Origin of the sequence: [Clostridium] symbiosum (assembly GCA_036419695.1) — a bacterium.
Classification (GTDB): domain Bacteria; phylum Bacillota; class Clostridia; order Lachnospirales; family Lachnospiraceae; genus Otoolea; species Otoolea symbiosa_A.
On sequence record CP143946.1, the window covers coordinates 2,417,516 to 2,433,878 of the forward strand.

The 16,363-nt window shown below is 57.0% G+C and carries 32 protein-coding genes; 26 read left to right on the forward strand and 6 right to left on the reverse strand.

Annotated elements, in window-relative coordinates; all coding sequences use genetic code 11:
- Positions 1–16 precede the first annotated feature (16 nt).
- The 26 genes from V3C10_11105 (at position 17) to V3C10_11230 (ending at position 12,084) form a co-directional block, all read left to right on the forward strand.
- The gene (locus tag V3C10_11105) at positions 17–193 is read left to right on the forward strand and encodes a hypothetical protein (protein ID WVP64323.1); all 177 of its coding nucleotides are present in this window, start codon (positions 17–19) and stop codon (positions 191–193) included.
- 12 nt (positions 194–205) lie between these two features.
- Positions 206–433: a hypothetical protein gene (locus tag V3C10_11110; GenBank protein ID WVP64324.1), complete on the forward strand. Its 228-nt coding sequence runs from the start codon at positions 206–208 to the stop codon at positions 431–433.
- A complete protein-coding gene (locus V3C10_11115) occupies positions 433–690 on the forward strand; it encodes a hypothetical protein (GenBank protein ID WVP64325.1) in 258 nt (85 codons plus the stop codon). Before V3C10_11110 ends, V3C10_11115 begins: the two co-directional genes overlap by 1 nt.
- 23 nt (positions 691–713) lie before the next feature.
- The gene (locus tag V3C10_11120) at positions 714–1,316 is read left to right on the forward strand and encodes a P-loop NTPase (GenBank protein ID WVP64326.1); all 603 of its coding nucleotides are present in this window, start codon (positions 714–716) and stop codon (positions 1,314–1,316) included.
- Positions 1,309–1,524 carry a hypothetical protein gene (locus V3C10_11125; GenBank protein ID WVP64327.1) on the forward strand — a complete coding sequence of 72 codons (216 nt, stop codon included), beginning with the start codon at positions 1,309–1,311 and terminating at the stop codon, positions 1,522–1,524. The genes V3C10_11120 and V3C10_11125 overlap by 8 nt, the downstream gene beginning before the upstream one ends.
- Before the next feature lie 10 nt (positions 1,525–1,534).
- Positions 1,535–1,819, forward strand: a complete 285-nt coding sequence (locus V3C10_11130; GenBank protein ID WVP64328.1) for a hypothetical protein — start codon at positions 1,535–1,537, stop codon at positions 1,817–1,819.
- On the forward strand, positions 1,803–1,976 hold the full coding sequence (locus V3C10_11135) for a hypothetical protein (protein WVP64329.1): 174 nt from the start codon (positions 1,803–1,805) through the stop codon (positions 1,974–1,976). Before V3C10_11130 ends, V3C10_11135 begins: the two co-directional genes overlap by 17 nt.
- Positions 1,977–2,234 (forward strand): hypothetical protein, encoded by a 258-nt coding sequence (locus V3C10_11140; protein WVP64330.1) that lies wholly within the window; start codon positions 1,977–1,979, stop codon positions 2,232–2,234.
- An 11-nt stretch (positions 2,235–2,245) separates the two neighbouring features.
- Positions 2,246–2,563, forward strand: a complete 318-nt coding sequence (gene mihF, locus V3C10_11145) for an integration host factor, actinobacterial type (protein ID WVP64331.1) — start codon at positions 2,246–2,248, stop codon at positions 2,561–2,563.
- Positions 2,564–2,628: 65 nt separating this feature from the next.
- Positions 2,629–3,114 carry a hypothetical protein gene (locus V3C10_11150; GenBank protein ID WVP64332.1) on the forward strand — a complete coding sequence of 162 codons (486 nt, stop codon included), beginning with the start codon at positions 2,629–2,631 and terminating at the stop codon, positions 3,112–3,114.
- Positions 3,115–3,763: 649 nt separating this feature from the next.
- A complete protein-coding gene (locus tag V3C10_11155) occupies positions 3,764–4,180 on the forward strand; it encodes a hypothetical protein (protein WVP64333.1) in 417 nt (138 codons plus the stop codon).
- Entirely contained in the window at positions 4,167–4,595 is a 429-nt protein-coding gene (locus V3C10_11160; protein ID WVP64334.1) for a helix-turn-helix transcriptional regulator, read from the forward strand. The genes V3C10_11155 and V3C10_11160 overlap by 14 nt, the downstream gene beginning before the upstream one ends.
- Before the next feature lie 76 nt (positions 4,596–4,671).
- Positions 4,672–5,265 carry a hypothetical protein gene (locus V3C10_11165; protein WVP64335.1) on the forward strand — a complete coding sequence of 198 codons (594 nt, stop codon included), beginning with the start codon at positions 4,672–4,674 and terminating at the stop codon, positions 5,263–5,265.
- A complete protein-coding gene (locus V3C10_11170) occupies positions 5,243–5,857 on the forward strand; it encodes an NUMOD1 domain-containing DNA-binding protein (GenBank protein ID WVP64336.1) in 615 nt (204 codons plus the stop codon). The genes V3C10_11165 and V3C10_11170 overlap by 23 nt, the downstream gene beginning before the upstream one ends.
- Before the next feature lie 3 nt (positions 5,858–5,860).
- Positions 5,861–7,132: a relaxase/mobilization nuclease domain-containing protein gene (locus tag V3C10_11175; protein ID WVP64337.1), complete on the forward strand. Its 1,272-nt coding sequence runs from the start codon at positions 5,861–5,863 to the stop codon at positions 7,130–7,132.
- Between the two features lie 95 nt (positions 7,133–7,227).
- Complete coding sequence (locus tag V3C10_11180; GenBank protein ID WVP64338.1) at positions 7,228–7,524, forward strand: hypothetical protein; 297 nt, start codon at positions 7,228–7,230, stop codon at positions 7,522–7,524.
- Positions 7,525–7,536: 12 nt separating this feature from the next.
- On the forward strand, positions 7,537–7,863 hold the full coding sequence (locus V3C10_11185; GenBank protein ID WVP64339.1) for a hypothetical protein: 327 nt from the start codon (positions 7,537–7,539) through the stop codon (positions 7,861–7,863).
- A gap of 3 nt (positions 7,864–7,866) precedes the next feature.
- Entirely contained in the window at positions 7,867–8,409 is a 543-nt protein-coding gene (locus V3C10_11190) for a hypothetical protein (protein WVP64340.1), read from the forward strand.
- A gap of 3 nt (positions 8,410–8,412) precedes the next feature.
- Positions 8,413–9,021, forward strand: coding sequence for a hypothetical protein (locus tag V3C10_11195; GenBank protein WVP64341.1), 609 nt, complete (start codon positions 8,413–8,415; stop codon positions 9,019–9,021).
- An 18-nt stretch (positions 9,022–9,039) separates the two neighbouring features.
- Positions 9,040–9,222 (forward strand): Lar family restriction alleviation protein, encoded by a 183-nt coding sequence (locus tag V3C10_11200; GenBank protein WVP64342.1) that lies wholly within the window; start codon positions 9,040–9,042, stop codon positions 9,220–9,222.
- Positions 9,223–9,301: 79 nt separating this feature from the next.
- The gene (locus V3C10_11205) at positions 9,302–9,562 is read left to right on the forward strand and encodes a hypothetical protein (protein ID WVP64343.1); all 261 of its coding nucleotides are present in this window, start codon (positions 9,302–9,304) and stop codon (positions 9,560–9,562) included.
- On the forward strand, positions 9,555–9,752 hold the full coding sequence (locus V3C10_11210; GenBank protein ID WVP64344.1) for a hypothetical protein: 198 nt from the start codon (positions 9,555–9,557) through the stop codon (positions 9,750–9,752). Before V3C10_11205 ends, V3C10_11210 begins: the two co-directional genes overlap by 8 nt.
- Before the next feature lie 51 nt (positions 9,753–9,803).
- Positions 9,804–9,965 carry a hypothetical protein gene (locus tag V3C10_11215; GenBank protein WVP64345.1) on the forward strand — a complete coding sequence of 54 codons (162 nt, stop codon included), beginning with the start codon at positions 9,804–9,806 and terminating at the stop codon, positions 9,963–9,965.
- The gene (locus V3C10_11220) at positions 9,958–10,188 is read left to right on the forward strand and encodes a hypothetical protein (protein ID WVP64346.1); all 231 of its coding nucleotides are present in this window, start codon (positions 9,958–9,960) and stop codon (positions 10,186–10,188) included. The genes V3C10_11215 and V3C10_11220 overlap by 8 nt, the downstream gene beginning before the upstream one ends.
- On the forward strand, positions 10,178–10,783 hold the full coding sequence (locus V3C10_11225) for a hypothetical protein (protein WVP64347.1): 606 nt from the start codon (positions 10,178–10,180) through the stop codon (positions 10,781–10,783). The genes V3C10_11220 and V3C10_11225 overlap by 11 nt, the downstream gene beginning before the upstream one ends.
- A gap of 119 nt (positions 10,784–10,902) precedes the next feature.
- A complete protein-coding gene (locus V3C10_11230; GenBank protein WVP64348.1) occupies positions 10,903–12,084 on the forward strand; it encodes a hypothetical protein in 1,182 nt (393 codons plus the stop codon).
- 399 nt (positions 12,085–12,483) lie between these two features.
- Here V3C10_11230 and V3C10_11235 read toward each other — a convergent pair whose 3' ends face one another.
- From V3C10_11235 to V3C10_11260, 6 genes are all read right to left on the reverse strand, one after another.
- Positions 12,484–12,732, reverse strand: a complete 249-nt coding sequence (locus V3C10_11235; protein ID WVP64349.1) for a hypothetical protein — start codon at positions 12,730–12,732, stop codon at positions 12,484–12,486.
- 22 nt (positions 12,733–12,754) lie between these two features.
- A complete protein-coding gene (locus tag V3C10_11240) occupies positions 12,755–13,213 on the reverse strand; it encodes a hypothetical protein (GenBank protein ID WVP64350.1) in 459 nt (152 codons plus the stop codon).
- 15 nt (positions 13,214–13,228) lie between these two features.
- Positions 13,229–13,561 (reverse strand): hypothetical protein, encoded by a 333-nt coding sequence (locus V3C10_11245; protein ID WVP64351.1) that lies wholly within the window; start codon positions 13,559–13,561, stop codon positions 13,229–13,231.
- Positions 13,562–13,621: 60 nt separating this feature from the next.
- The gene (locus tag V3C10_11250; GenBank protein WVP64352.1) at positions 13,622–14,683 is read right to left on the reverse strand and encodes a zincin-like metallopeptidase domain-containing protein; all 1,062 of its coding nucleotides are present in this window, start codon (positions 14,681–14,683) and stop codon (positions 13,622–13,624) included.
- A 177-nt stretch (positions 14,684–14,860) separates the two neighbouring features.
- The gene (locus V3C10_11255) at positions 14,861–15,649 is read right to left on the reverse strand and encodes a class B sortase (protein WVP64353.1); all 789 of its coding nucleotides are present in this window, start codon (positions 15,647–15,649) and stop codon (positions 14,861–14,863) included.
- Positions 15,650–15,769: 120 nt separating this feature from the next.
- Positions 15,770–16,324 carry a hypothetical protein gene (locus V3C10_11260; GenBank protein ID WVP64354.1) on the reverse strand — a complete coding sequence of 185 codons (555 nt, stop codon included), beginning with the start codon at positions 16,322–16,324 and terminating at the stop codon, positions 15,770–15,772.
- Positions 16,325–16,363 lie beyond the last annotated feature (39 nt).

The window sequence follows — 16,363 nt, forward strand, 5'->3', positions numbered from 1 at the left end:
CGAGAGGAGACCGGTCGTGTTCGCAATCGGCTGGGGTTTCCTGATGCTGGCGGTCATCCTCGCCGCCGCCAGCATCTCCCACGATTCCACGTACATCTTCGCGAGGAGGAAGATGACTCGCAAGAGGGCGCTGCAAATCGGCTTCCTGTCGATTATGGCCGTCATGTTCCTCCTCGCATCGTTCCTAGGTTGATGGAGGTGCCGGATGGCAAGGTCGGATAAGGTCGCGATGTGCATCATGCGCTATATGGTCCCGCTCATCTTCGCCGTGGAGTTCATCGCCATAGCCGCGCTGGCATGGTCGCTGGGAGGTCCGCGATGGGCTTTCGGTGCCGTGGCGGCTGTGGCGCTCATGCTCCTGTTCTCCTATGCGTTCTGCTGTATGGCCGCAGTCTCAGACGGGTACGGTCCCGACGAATCGGAAGGGAAGTGATGCCGATGGCCTCGAAGGGCCTTCATCGCGAACGTCCGTGCAAAGGCTTTGGCAGAAAAGGGGTTGGATTGACCATCGCGGTTGCAGCGGCAGTCCCCTTAGCGGTCATCGTCGCCTTGGCACTCGGTTGTTACGTCGGTTTGAACACCACCGGCGTGGTCATGGTTTCGGTAGGCTTCACCCTGCTTCTCACCCTCTATGCCGTGACGGTTCGCGCCCTTTGCTTGGAATACCGCAAGAGCGGCCTCGTGGATTAAGCAACTCATGGATTAAGCAACTCATGAATCAAGACGAGAAAGGACTGATGTATATGTTCACGATTCTGTTCCTCAACCAGAAGGGCGGTGTCGGCAAGACCACCCTCGCCGACGAGCTGGCGTTCGCGCTTGAGCGCCGAGGCTCCACGGTGGCGTTCGTCTCCACCGACCCGCAGGGCGGCTCCGTCCACGAGGTCTGCGATGACCCGGACTACGCCGAGTCCTGCGATTACCAGATTGTCGATACGGCGGGCGTCCTGAACGACGGCATGGGCGATTGGTGCCGCGCCGCCGATGTCATCCTCATCCCCATGCTCCCGAGCACGCGCGATGTGGAGCCGACCATGCGCACCTACCAAATCGCCAAGGACTCCGGTACGGACGCGACGATACGTCTCGTGGTCAACAACTTCTACGCGTTCGGCAAGCTCGACAAGCAGCTCGTGGAGTTCCTTGAGTCAGAGCAGGTTCCGGTCATCGCGAAGGTGCCCCGCGCGGTCGCGCTCTCGCAGGCCGCAGCCGAGGGCAAGTCGGTCGCGGAGCACAGTCCGCACAGCCACGTCATCCCGGCTCTTGAGGAGCTGGCAGATTCCATCATCAACGAGAAGGAGAAAAAGTATGTCTAACAACAGCAACGCCTTCATGGCCTCCGCGAAGAAGTCCAAGCGCCAGCAGGCCTCCATCCAGCACGCGCAGCCGGAGGTCGATGAGCTGGTGTGCATCAACGTCCGCATCCCGAAGTCCATGCACACGAGGCTCCAATATCACAAGGTGGAGACGGGTGAGAATATGACCGTCCTCATCAACCGCCTCCTCGAAGCCGAGTTCGCGTAGGCGGTGCGCGATGGGAAAGCGAATCGGGGTGTACAAGTACATCCATGCGCTCCCCCGCGATGCCTACGGGAACCGCTATCACATCGGGGGTCGAATCCTCTCCCAGAAGTTCGGTCTGGGTACGGTCATCGGCGTAGCACGCGGGGGCGATGGGCGCACATGCGTCGTCTGCAACTTCCGCGCGTCCTATCGCGAGGGGGGCGTGGTCGTCTCCAAGTGGCGCACATGGCTCGTGCCCGCCGAGGAGGGCGTCGCGGTCGAGGTGAAGGAGGAGACGGATGTCGAAGCCCGATAAGCCCATATTCAACCAACAGGGCGGACGCGGGAAGCTCTACGGCCCGACTCATGGGGCGACGTACATGGGCACATACCAGATGCCCGACGGCAAGATGGACCGACGCATGTTCAACTGCGCCACCAACGTGGTCGAGGTCAAGATGTGGACGGCATAGATGAGAGGTAGCCTGAGTGCATCGGAGCGGCATGACCGCAAACGCGCCGAGCACAAGCGTTACTACGCCCAGACTGCCTTCAAGTACGAGCGGCGAAAGTGGACGGAAGACGAGGATAAGTTGGTTCTCATCCAAAGGATTCCTGATAGAGAGCTTTCGCGAATCATCAAGCGCTCGATGAAGTCCATCTCGAACCGCCGCTGGCGATTGCGCAAGGCGGCATCTGAGAACAAGCAGACCGGCTTAGCCGGAGAGTGAGGAGTATCAAGATGGAGAACAACAACCTGCCCGAGATGACCGACGAGCAGCGCAAGGCCGCGCTTGAGCGTGCCGCAGAGGCTCGCCGCGAGCGCACGGAGTTCAAGGGACTCGTGAAGACGGGGGAGATTTCCCTTGCCGACGCCCTTGCAGATGACCGCGCCAAGCGCATCCGCGTCCACGAGTTCCTGATGTGCATCCCCGGCATCGGCAAGGCGAAGGCCGATGACATCATGCGCAAGCTCGGCATCGCGGAGAACCGACGCGTGCAGGGTCTCGGTAGCCGACAGCGCGAGGGAATCGTCGAGTTGGTCGCGAAGTTGAAGTAGGAATATGGAGCCGCCCGTGTGGGCGGTTTCCCATATCAGCCGTCCGCGACGAAGGGAGACGCAATATGGACGAGCGCAAGAACAAGATGACCGACCAACGCTATCGCGAGATTCTTCCGATGGCCTATATGACCGCCGCCATCGAGAAGGGCCGTCAACCCAGACCCGTAGAAGTAGGTCTATGCGCAAGGGCAATCGTCGATGCCGAGGATGAGAACAACCTAGCCTATCGCGTGGCGATGGCGACCAAGATTCACTGCACCATCGTCGGCGTGAAGCGTGTCTCCACGAAGACCGGTTACGACAAATACGAAATCACCTACCGCACGTTCGGGAAGGACGAGGACGAGACGATTCCGTCTCCGCTCATCGGAGATTTCCGATACGGCAAGGTGACCGAATGGCTGTGGGCCAAGAAGAACGATGACGGCACGGACTACTGGCCCGGAAGGCGTGCTGTGCTTTACAAGCACAACGACCCGCCCAAGGAGGGCGACATGTCGAGCGCGGGTTACCGCTGCTGCGTCTTCGCTGAAGCCCTCGACAAGTAATTCTGATTATCACTTTCTGAGACACGCCGCTTCGCATTACTGCCCTTCGCAGATTCCGGTTCGCCGCCATCCAGAAAACGGCGCGACCGATTTTGAGAATCACACGATTGTCGGTTCGCGGAGTGGCGTTCTCATGCCGAGGCGTAGGGCATTCATCCGTTCGCGAGCGTCTGAAAATACATGACTGCCAAGTCGGGAAAAACCAAATTATCTGTCTGCGTTTCGCGAATTTGAGAAAGGTGGGGCGGCGGCACCCCACCTTTCTGTCTCCCTCCGCAAGCTCCGGGAGACACCGCCTTCCCGGCCAGAAAATAGGGGCGGCGGCACCCCTATTTCCCGTCCGGGAAGGCTCTCGCACTGCTACAATAGCAGTGCTCACCGACCAAGGTCGCTCTTCGAGTTGCAAGATGTGAGAAGTGTGGCCACAAACGCGGTAAAACCGCATTTGAACCACCCTTCTATCTTGCTTTCGGACGGCTTTAGGAGCCTACCCGAAAGGGGGTTCTCGACCGATACTCAGGTACCTAAAGACAGGCACCAGACCACCGTTCTCCAACTGGCGAAAAGGCGGCTTTTCGCAATCCCAGAACTTGGAAACGGCGGCGGCACCGTTTTACAAGTTCTGATTCATGAAAGTGAGGACAAGTGATTGGAGAATAGAGAGATATGGCTGAAAGTCCGAGTGACAGACAAGGAGAGGCGAATCCTGAAACGCAAAGCCAAGAAAGTCGGCCTCACCGTTTCCGATTTCGTGCGCAGCTCGCTCATCCACTCGGACAACCTGACCATCAACGTCATCGACACCTCGGTTCTCGGCAAGACGCTCTTCGAGTTGCACAAGCACGGCGTGAACCTGAATCAGCTTATGAAGTTTTGCAACACCTACGGGCTTGATGCGTTCAACGAGAGCCATGTCATCCCGATATTAGACAACGAGAGGGATGTGTTTGCGAAAACTCAAGCGGCGCTGTCCTCGATAGCAGAGGAGGCACGGAAAGGAAACGTCGTAGTCAATTTGGGGTTGAGTGACGATATGGAAGAGGAGATTGAAGATGGGGACTCATAAAGACAGGGCGCTGGCGATGGGGAGGAGTATCAGGACTCTGCGGAAGAGGCGTAACCTCACCCAAAAGGAGTTGGCACAACTAAGCGGTCTCAGCGAATCTTCGCTGAGAAGCTATGAGCTTGGTGCTCGTTATCCCAAGGCAGATGGCATAGCGAGGATTGCCAAAGCACTCGCCGTTCCGCTTGAATGTTTCGACACGTGTAATATTACGACTGAACTTGAGTTGCTTCACGCGCTGTTCAGGGCAGAAGACCAATTTGGCATTGTTATAAATTGCTATGGAGAGGTCGTAGCAGGTAGCAAGAAGATGGAAGAGGCGATGGATAAGTGGTTTCAGATGTCTCTCAAATTGAAAAAGAATGAGATAACCGAAGAGCAGTATCAGGATTGGAAAGACACCTATACGTTTGATTAAAGAGAGTGAGTTACCGATGACCATCATCCGGCAGTGGGCAATCACGAACTCGACGCGCGGTGACATGCGAAAACTTATGAACGAGGACGAGCGTATACTGATTCGCGATGAGCAGTTCTTGCCGTCGATAAACGGCGGCTCCGCGTCTTGGCGCAAATGGGATTCCCTCATGGAAGGCACACGCAGGATGTTCGGGCATGACAAGCCCTCGCGCCATGTCCGTGATAAGAAGACCGGCGAACTGGTGCAAGCCAAGAACACGATAATGTACCATCAGATTCTTGCATTCCTCCCAGATGAATGTGACATCAACGGCGGGAAGCTCACGCCGGAGGATTGCATGGCCTACGCCAAGGAGTACATCGAGAAGTACTACCCGACTCATGAAGTCGTCTACGCGGTCCTCAAATACCGTTATGTGTCTGACGGCATCGAGAACTATGTCGTCCATCTCCTCATCAACCGCAGCGATTTGTCGAACGGCAAGCGCATGAACGAGGGTCGCGCTGATGCCGTGGCGAAGATGCACGCTAACAGAATCCGCGCGATGGATATGAGCTGGGGGTTGCGTCAAGTGAGGAACGGCGCGGCAAACTCGCAGATTCACGCGAAGCAACCGCCGAGATATACAACGAAGGAGGTCGGCAATGAGCAAGATGCCAGTGAATAAAAAATCCGTTGTCTGCTTGGAGACAGGTGAATCATTCAATAGCCTTAGAGAAGCGGCGGATGCAGTCGGTATCTCATATCAGTGTATTTCACGGGCAGCTAAGATTGGGGTCACGGCAAATGGACTGCATTTCTATTTTGCAGGTGAGGAGAAACCGGAAAAGTCTTTCTTTATCGCGAGTGATAGGAGAGGACGGGGAAAAAAGAGACCGGTTATTTGCCTTGAGACATCAGAGCACTTCGATAGCGTGAATGCTGTGGAGAAGTCACTGGGATGTGATGGCAGGAGATTATGGAGAGCGCTGAATAAGGGATATTCCATTCATGGATTGCATTACTACTATGCGGATGAACCGAAGCCGGATGACCTACTCTTTGAACATAAGCGCGGCGGATATAAGAGAAGTAAACCTATTGTCTGCCTTGAGACCGGAGAACTGTTTGAAAGTGCAGACGATGCGGCAATCTCCATTGGATGCAAAGCTGCCTATATAACTAGCGCGATTAGAGAGGGTTTTCCCGTGAAGGGGTTTCACTTTGATGTGCGGGGAATTGAGGCAGGGAAACGCGAAGCGTGTAGGAAGGAGGAATGACCAATGACTATCATCAAACAGCGTGCCGTCACGGAGAAGGGACATCAGCGCAACCTCCGCGCCTACATCAACGATGACAAGAAGGTTCTCCTCCGCGATTCGCAGAACATGGAGGATTGCAAGAACCTCAACCGTTGGGCGACCTTCATGGAGGAGACCAGAAAAGCCTTCGGGCATGATAAGGCGGCACGCCGCGTCCGCGACAAGAAGACCGGTGAGCTAGTGCAGGCCAAGAACACGATTATGTACCATCAGATTCTCGCCTTCCTCCCGGATGAATGCGACATCAACGGCGGCAAGCTCACGCCGGAGGACTGCATGAGATACGCGAAGGAGTACGTGCGGAGGCATTACCCCAATCAACAGGTGGTTCTTGCATTACATAACGAATACTGCAAAGAGGATAAGACCCATCGTTACGCAGTCCATATGGTCATCAACCGCAGCGACCTCTCAACGGGGAAGCGTCTCGCCGAAGGCCTCAGCAAGTCGGCCAAGGTCGAACGTGCCTCCCGCATCCGCAAGATGGACAAGGCATGGGGCTTGAAGCAGGTGGAGCGCGATGAGCGCAATTCCTCCGTCCATAAGAAGCAACCGTCGAAGGTGGAGAAGGAGATTGAGGGGCGCGGGGGAGAGTCCTACAAGATGAACCTGCGCGAGCTGTGCCGTCTCGCAGCCGACAAGGCCGAGAACATCTACGAGTACCGTGAGATGCTTGAGGGCTGGGGCGTTGACACCCAGTTCCGCAAGGGCAGGCTCTACGTCACCGACACCGACAACTCCAAATACTCCTTCTCCCTCGCGAAGCTCGATGCCGACCTGAACGCGAACGGCCTTGAGGAGCGGTTCTTGCAGAACGTGGAAGCGGACATCGAGGCCAAGGGCGCGGAAATCGCCGAGGCCCGAGCGGCAGTCGAAGCCGAGCGCCAGCGCGTCACCGGCATCCGCGATGCCTACCTAGAGGACATGAGGAAGACCTACCTCGATTACCGCAAGAAGGCGCATGGCTTGGAGGGCACTGCCCTCGCCGCGTTCCCGAAGCTCGAACTCAAGCGCCCGCCCAAGGAGGTCATGGACGACCCCGAGGTGAAGCGCCTGTGGCTCGCATATCGTCGCGGTGCCGACGAGCTGCGCGTCGAGATGGCTTCCGAGGTTCCCTATGCACGCAAGCCCAAGAAGGGCGGAGGCACGAGCGGGTCCGGTACCCAGCCGCGCCGCGAAGCACCGTCCATGGGCAAGGATGAGCGCGGGCATGAGCGACCGGACGTGCGTTAAGTAGCGGCCCCGTGAAGATGCCCAACATCTCCACATTGGTAGGTTTATGGTATGCTACAATAGTAGCAACACACACGACCATGAGAGGGGCGTTGATGTATCTGAACGAGATTCTTCCCGGTAATTGGCGCGAGGATGAGTGGCCCGAGCACATCGAGGTCAGCCACGAATCCTCGCGCTTCAAGAGACGCAGGTACGTGCCGCGCGTGAACTCCGCTAACAAGTCCTCGGCCAACCCGGTCGATGGCATCTGGTGTTCGCACTGCGGCTGGGCGGGTGTCATCGCGCAGGACATGACCGATTTGGATGAGGTGACGGAACCGCAGTTCGACATCTTGGCCGAGGACGTGGCGACCTTCTGCCCGAAGTGCGGCTCGTTCCTCATGTATTAGGGCGGAGGCACAATGAACATCATCGAGAAGCGCAGACGCAAAGCGTGGGCACATGCCACAATGGTCATCATGAACAAGGTGATTCGTGAAGCCTCCACCGGCACCATTTTCATCTATGGGGAGACCCTTTACGGCAAAGATTACTTCCTCACGCCAGACGATGCCCTGGATGCGGTGCTCGTCACCATGGGGGTTCTGAGGAAGTTGTGGGAGCGGGACGGGGTGAGGCCGTCGAAGCGGCTGTTCGCTGAGGTGTGCCCGGACAGGGCAATCGGAGCCGTGGTCATGAAGATGTGGCGCGAGCCTTTCCGATACTGGAATTTGATGAAAGAGGAGTAGGTCGTGGTTGAGCTTGCATACAGCGATGAACGCGCCGAGGCGTTCCGGGCGTATATGTGCCTGTACGGGTACAAGGCGGCGATTGACCGATGCGATTGGGTGGCGGCGCGGCGCTGGTTTTACGAGAAAGAGGGTGAGAGAAGTAGAGCGACCGCGCGGAGGGCACTGTTCTGCGTCGCCTTTGCGACAGCCTACATGGTGTTGCATATAAGTATGCCGCAATTGGTGGAGGAGGTACCGCGCCCGCTTCGCAACGTGATGGACTCGGTTGCGCTGACATCGGTGTTTGCGGGAGCGCTGACATTGGTGCGGTTCAAGGAGGAGACCTTCGACGATATGCCCCCGTCGATTCGAGATGACATCCTGAGCCACTTCTTCATAAGCGATGCAGAAATCGTCGAAATCGAGGCGGAAAAGGAACAGAATAAGACGTCGATTGAGAGAAGTCTCGAGGAGCTGGAAATGGAAGCCAAGGCGACACTCGCGAAGTTCAACAATAGGGCACCAAAAAGGACATTTGGTACCGAGAAGACGAACAGGGGATGAAAGATGAGAGAGCCGGACTGGATGTTCGCATCCGTGGTGGTGTTGGGCTTTATTGCCATCGTACTCGCATGCGTATATGAATCTACATACGATGCGCGTCATTACGCATCCGATGATGCGAGAAGGGCGGGGAATGGCTCATGGTACTTCTCCTGTCTTATCGCCGCTGTGCCGGTCTTGTTCATTTTGACGGGTTCCGTGACCGAGAGCTTCGAGTTGAGGGATGAATCGGTCGAGGTCGAGGAGTCGGTTCAGATTGCGTCGCTCGACGGGAACAGCTACATCTCAGGTCATATCGGCGGTCATTCGTTCATGGGCACCGGCGGGGTGAGCGGTGAAATCAATGAGGACGATTACTACACGTTGATGGTTTCTGATGGAGATGGCGGGTACGGGAAGAGGCGTTATAAAGTCGATGAGGTGAAGTTGATATTTGACTCGACTGAGGAGGATGCCCGCGTCGAGGAGGTCGATGTGGTGCGCAACTATGATGTCACGCGTTCGCCATTCTTCGCTTTCGATATGAAGGGCGAGTGTCGGGAGGTCGAGCATCAGACGCGCATCCATGTGCCGGAGGGCAGCTGGGGAGAGTACCAGTTCAATGTCAACTGACGATAGGAGGTGGAGGATATGAGCGAGTACATCTTGAAGCCCTGCCCCTTTTGCGGGAGTGAACCCATGCTCGGCGAGGTCAGACCGGCGACGCGCAAGTCGCCACCTCTGTTCGGCATCACCTGCATCCATTGCGGTGCTGAGATGACCGACGAGTTCGTACCCGAGTTGATACAGCGATGGAACTGCCGCGTCCATTGATAAGGAGGTGATGGCGGGTACGGTTCAGCAGGTCATGGAACGGATACCTAACGCGTTGAAGATGTTGGAGGATTCATAGATGCCGAAGACATTGAAGAACTTCGCGGACAGCGAGAGGGCAAGGGAGTACCGCAACCGACAACGGAAGAGGAACTACGCCCTGTGCCCCGGTGACGATGAGGTCCGCCACACGAGGTGGCGGGATTGGGAGAGGAGGCTGGTTATGGAACACGACATTCCCGATAGGGAAATCTCCCGCATGACCGGCAGGAGCGTGCGTGCCATACAGGTGATGCGTCATAAGATGAGGAAGAACGGGGAGGTCCGCACCGATGAGTAAGGTGGACGGCGACCACATCCAAAGCATCCTCTGGTACGCGATAGCCGCCATCTGGGCACTCATCGCGATAGCTCGGTGGCTCAGCGGCGGACCCGATGGGTCGGATGCCATGACCCACTTCGGCATCGCCTTCATCTTGGCGAACATCTTCGAGCTTCGGTCGGAGATGGGTAAAATTGGAGAAAAGTAGTTTACTATTGATATAGTATGGTATAATACTATTGCATGGAAAGGAGAACGAATGGCTGACAAAGAATGCAGGGAGGTGGATTGCGCCCATTGGCTCGGCAGAAATCTGGGATGCGAATACACCGATTTGGATGGATGCCGCATCGACCCTTCCAACTGCCCGGAATATATCAGTTGCGAGGATTATCACGAGCAGGAGGAGTTCTATGAGTAAGGAACAGGCGACGGAGAAGTGGGTCGTGGAGGTGCGCCGCGCCCACGCATTGGAGCACCGACCGGGCAACTGGTGTTGCGTGGCCCAATGTGATGACGGCCAGACCGCCATCACCGTGGCCGATGCCTTGCAGAACTTCATGCGAACCGGTCTCATAGGCGATGATTTCCACACCCGCACCAGACTGGTGGGCGAGAAGGGGGCGCGACGGCATGGCATATAGCGCGAAGCACCTCAAGGAATCTCTAGGACAAGGGGAGGATATGGAACGCGATGACGAGCGCGTCGAGACGCACATCAGCGGAGTCAGGAACCTCAGCGAGGAGGCGCGTGAGATGCGTGCCGCAGGCCGCAAGCTGGTTGGCGAGAACGAGGAGAAGGCCGATGACCTCAGCGATTACCGAAGGCTCTCCGGTTCCGTGAAGAAGCTCAAGGAGAGCGTGGATGCCCAGAGGGCCGAGGTCAATCAGGCCGTGAAGAAGATGGACCAGACGCTCTATGAGATGCGCAATCTGGTTGATAGGGTCGAGGAGTTGTACAACAGCGCCAAGGACGAGACCCATTCCGCAGAGCAGGCCGCGCTCAATGGCGTGAACAAGGCGCAGGAGAAAGCGCAGGAGATAACTCTTCGCAATATAGACGAGGCGACGCAGCGCAGCAAGAAGGCCATCGACACGATGGTCTTGGAGTCAAAGCGGCGCATCGAGCGCCTTGCAATGGTCACCCTGCCTGACCGCATGTTCCATTTCCTCAAGTGGACGGCGCTCATGCTCGTGCTGTTCATCTTGGTTCACATCGTCTGGCAGATGTTCTCGTGACACGCAGGCTCGAAGATGCGCATGATTTCGCCTTGTGCGGATGATGCGGGAGCATACATATAGGTTCAAATTGAAGAATGCGCCGCGCTCGCGGCGCGGGATTGAAAGGAAGATTGGTCATGGAAGACAAGAAGGATTTCGATAAGGATAAGCAGGAGATGGGCACGCAGCAGATGCCGCACGTCCCCACCGAGGGGGATGAGGATGGGAAGAAGGGCATCATCGTGCTCTTCGGCCATGAGTTCGACAAGAAGAAGGCCGTGATGGCCGGACTCGGCGGGCTGCTGGCAATCGCCCTCATCGGAGGCGGTGTCTGGTACGCGGCTTCGCAAAAGCCGGAGCCGAAGGAGCCTACGCCCATCGAGCAGACTGAGAAGCAGGAGCAGCAGGTCATCCAGCTCGGTGCCAAGGCGGACGGCTGGGTGAAGGGCGAGTCCTCGCCGGTCATCGCCCACATCGTGAACAAGGAAGAGAAGGTGGACTACTACCACGCCTACGACGCGAACGAGCCGCACGCGCTCGACGTGCCAGCAGAGGGCGAGTACGAGGTCTCCTTCATCAGCCCCGTGGACAAGGACGGCTCCACCTACGAGGTCCCCAAGACCGCCAAGGTGAAGTCCGAGGTCGAGGAAAAGGATGGGAAGGACGCGGGGGATGAGCTGCCCTTCGAGTTCAAGCCCATCGCGCCTGACAAGGCCGACGCGGATGCGCTCAACGCCATCGTGAAGTCCGTCGGCGATGCCGTGAAGAAGGGCGACGGGACCCTGACCGGCGCGAACGGCACCAAGGTCATCGAGCTGGTCAAGGAGAACGCCAAGGCAAACCCGAACGCCGACAAGGACAAGGTCGATGAGGAGGGCCAGAAGGCCGAGGAGGCGTCAGGCGGGAACGCAGGTGCGTCCAAGCCCGAGACCGGCGGTAATGGCGATAACGCTGTCAATGGAGGGAACTCCGGCTCCAACGGTGGGTCAAGCAATGGTGGCGGCGGGAGCAAGCCGCAGCACACTCATAATTGGCTTCCCCAGACAACGGTTGTGCATCACGATGCGCAGTACAAGACAATTCATCATGATGCGGTGGTTGAATGTCGAGATATTTGCAATCAGTGCGGTGCGGACATTACAGGTAACGTAGCAGGGCATATGGAACAATCTTTTCTCAATGGAGGCAGTTGCGTATCGCATAGCAATAAATATATCGAGACTTCACCAGCATGGGATGAACAGATTCTCGTAAGCAATGCTTGGGATGAGACGGTGACTACTGGTTACAAGTGTTCTGGATGTCCCGCCACCAAATAGAGCATACAGATATGTTCGTATAGAAAAGCCCCTGACTCTGATTGTCAGGGGCTTTGTCATATATCAGTTTTCACAGAAGCAATGTCCTTCATTTCGGGATTCCATCCCGAACCCCGCAAGGGACGCGTCCCTTGACCCGTATCTCGGGTTTCACCCGAACCCATCCTCGCCGGAGAGCAGGGAAAGCAGGAGGCCTCCTTTCCTTCACCGAGAGGATTCCCCGTGAGCCTTCTGTAAACGGGCTTTCGCGGCATATCCTCGCCAAGGCTCCGGTATTCCACGCTCCCGTTGACAACGGCTCCGCGCCGATTTCATGCAAAGGAAAAGCCCCGGTTTATACCGGGGCTTCATGCAGGTCATATGGAAACCCGAACGAAAGACGTATCTAGTTGAATGCCCTCAATGGCACAAGGCGAAGATATAGTATCCACAAATTACGACTCCGAACATGAGCCATGAACCGATGGCAGACCATTTGGTTGCGACTTTTGCGACCGTCGGAAGATTTCGATATTTCAGACGATAGAAGATGAGGGCATAGATTACCGCGATATATTGAAAGAACATTCCAAGTACGAACCACATCGCTTTCCATTCTTTGGTCAGTACGGGAACTTTGTAACGTCCGTCAAGAATCTCGTATTTCACCTTTCCTCACCTCGCTTAGTACTTATCGTTCGTTATTCTTTACCGGTGCTTCTCGATTTTGCCCGGTGTTATTCTCTAATGCTCTTGCTGCTTTCCTCATGGCCTTCATCTCAGATTGAAGGGTTGCATGAGGTTCAGGCTCATCTGGAAGTTCCACCTCATCATTGATATGGTCAAGGTGCTCAAGGACATCATGGCGCTTGCCGATTTCGGTGAGGGTTGCAGCTTGGGCGCATTCCCTGAACCATGGGAACGTCGCTTGCAGTCTCTCCAAAACCGAGAATGCGTCGGCATAGGACATTCCATGGATAGATTCGTATCCCGAATACTGGGAATGCTCGAATCCGTTGGCCTCCATGAAAGCCTTGATTTTCGACCATGCGTTGTTGTAACTCGTGGTGCTACCAGAAGGAGATGGATATAACTCCTCTAGCTTCTCGTTATCCAAATCGAAATTGAATGCCTTGCGTTTGTGCGACATGGTACATCATCGCCGTCATGCGTATAAGCGCTCTGGATTGTTGCGGCGCAAGACATCAAGGTAGTCAACCTGCTCATCGCAGTCGTCCTCAAAAGCGGTCATGGACTTGATATTACGCATGACCCATCCGGTTCTGGACAACAGTGACAACGCGAGGCACTGCGACTCGACCTCATCGCCGTCAGTCGCCTTCCAAGTCCCTTGAGCGATGCGGATACATCCGTACCGAGAGAGGTTCCTGTCCGTGTAATCGTAGAGTGTTTCGATGTCGTACCCATTGCGTTTCGCCTTGTTCTCATCGAACTCGATGGTGAAGCTCCATGGAGTCGGTTCAATCACTTTCGGCATATATTTCATCCTCCTTCACCTCGCTTATAGTGCCTTTCTACTTCTAATGTTGATAGTTTTCTACACTACTATTATACTACATTTCAGCCATTTCCACAACTGTTTTCTACCGTCATGGCTCTTCGCCGCGTCCTTCATGGCTGTGACTTCGCCCTTGAGGGACACCTTCTCGGGTGCACGTTCCACGTCGCGGTCGCGGCGCTTCTCCAAGACATCGTTGTAGCGCCCGATGATGAGGGTGCCCGCCTTATCGGCCTTCGCCGCCGCCTTGAACAGGTATGATGGGTCGTCTTCCAGCGCGTGCATCCACGATTGCAGGTAGGAGACGTGGTTCTCGTAATGCTCGCCCTCGTAGTCGGTGTTCTGGATGCCGAGGTCTGCGGAGAGGAAAAGGGAGCCGAGTTCGGCCACAAGCTCCTCCTGCGCGTACTCGGGGCTTCCGAAGTCAGTGTTGCAGCCGCGATTGAGGGCGGAGGGGTGTCCGGTCGAATGGGTCATCTCGTGCAGGAGTACGCGAGTGAACGTCTCATCCGATAGGAAGGTCTCGCGCGGGGCGATGAGGATGCGGTCGGAGCCGGGGGCGTAACCGGCGCTCCCCTGATAGCGCATGGATTCCACGATAGGGCACCGGGAGGAGAGGATGAGGTCGTCCGCGATAGCGGCGGTGCGGTCGCTCACATGCTCCGGTGCCGGTGGGGCGGGGATGCCCTCAATCTCGCTGGCGTTGAAGACGTTCCAATAGCCCACGCAGCGCAGGTAGTGGCCGGTGACCTCCTTCTCACCCGTGTCCTTGTTCTCCTCCTTGATGGAGAACTCGCGCCATTTCTCGATGAGCGCGGCCTTGGCCCCCTTCTTGAGGTGCCAGCCGCTATCGCGAATCTGGTTGAAGGTGCACCAACGGTTGTCCGTGAACCCGCGCATGTAGCCCACGAAACCGAGATGGAAGCGGTTGCCGCCCTGATACACCGTGCCGGATACCGGGTTGTGGGGACTGAGGGAGGGGATGTAGGGTTCCGACCAATGGAGTCCGTCGCGTTTCATGTCCTCGATAATCTTCTCGACCACAAGCGCACGCTGTTTCTCCACGATTTCAAGCGACTTCGATTTCTTCTGCTCTTTCATTTTAGTCCTTTCCGCGTCAGCCGATGGCATCATTATATCAACGCGCGTGGCGGGCCACCTGACGCCGATTTTCGGTGGTTGAAGAAAAAACGACCCCACAGAATCGTTTCTGCGGGGTCTTGGGAGGATGGTGTCGAGTTCAGCCCCCGGCAACATGGCAAACCGCCTGGAACGGTCTCAGGATGCGTCTGGTGCGATTTGCGTATTTTCGGCTTGATTCTTGGCCGTTTCTTGCATACTCGTGACGAGGACGGTGCGCTCGTTATCGACCCAGATGTTATAGGAGCAGGTGACGAGCGAGATGACCTGACCCGGTTCCGTCTCAACATCGAGCACCATGGCGGCGTTCGCACGCGATTCGCCGTACCATGCGCGGAAGTCCGCCTCACCCTCGAAGTCGATGCGCTTGTTGCGCTCGCGACCGTTGACTATCTGCGCGAACCGCGCCTCGTAGGTCATCTTCGAGGTCGGGGTCTGGATGAGCACGCGGGCGTGCTCGCGGGCGAAGTCCTCGTCCTTGTAATCGGCGACGGTTCCCATGGGGGCCACCTTCTTGTCGTTCCAGAAATGATGCCCCAAGATGACGGCGTTGCGGCTGGACAGCCCCAGCTCCTCGCAATCGGCATCAAGGTAGATGGCACCGGCTGGGTTGTAGTTGCCGTACACGTCGTGCTTGAGGTAATAGCCGGGGGCGTCTCCATGGGCTTGCAGGATGGGGGAGTCCACGGTGGTGCCGGGGATGGTGACCCAGCCGATGACATCCGGGTTGATGTCCTGCCAGTAATCCCAATCGACCGCAGGAAACCCATCGCCGTCCTCCACCGTGGACTCGGTGGCCGCGTCTGGCGAGGGCGGTGTATGCGCCGCCTGCCTGCAATAGAGGAGGAAGGCGAACATCGCTGCGGCGCTCAGCAGGAAGACAGCTGAGGCCGCGAAAGCTATGCGCGATTTCGTTCTCTTCTTCAATTCTGTTCACCTCCTAGCTTCTAATCATATCATCCGTCGTTTCTGGCTTTTGAATCGTCTCCATGAGAAAGACCCGGCACCCCGATTGCAGGATGCCGGGTCTTGAAAAGGAGAGGGTCGCTACTCGGCAGTCGCCGGTTTCTCCTCGCCGCAGAGCGTGCAGACGAGCTTGTCCGGCACGGACTCATCGTAGGCCGGGGAATCGGTGACCTCGCGGGTGAAGCCCTCGCTCACCAGCACCTCGCCGGTGATGGGCACGTTGGTGGAGTAACCGGAGTGACCGGTGTCCTTGATATGCGCATCGGCGATGCCGTCGATGGTCTGCTGGCAGTCGTTGCACACGGTGTGGTAGCTGGTCTTGGCCTCGTAGACCGGTGGGACGTTCTCGGTGTGGGTCACCGCGTCGTGATGCACCGTCTTGTAGGTGACCGTCCAGTCGTGCTCGCAGGGCTTCTCGCCATCGACTTGCTCCTGCTGGCTAGTCGGGGTGCCAGAGCCGGGAGCTGTGGGCGTGCCACCCTGCCTGCCGGACAGGTAGATGCCGCCGGTGATGAGACCGACGACGAGCAGGGCACCCGCCGCGATACCGACGAGGATGCGGCGCTTGGCCTTGGCCTCGCGGTCGGCGGGGGTCTGCGGTTTCTCTCCGTCGTTCAGACGGTTCTTGTCATCCATGGGTGTCCCCCTTTCTGGGATAGGGCGGGCGCTCCCCAT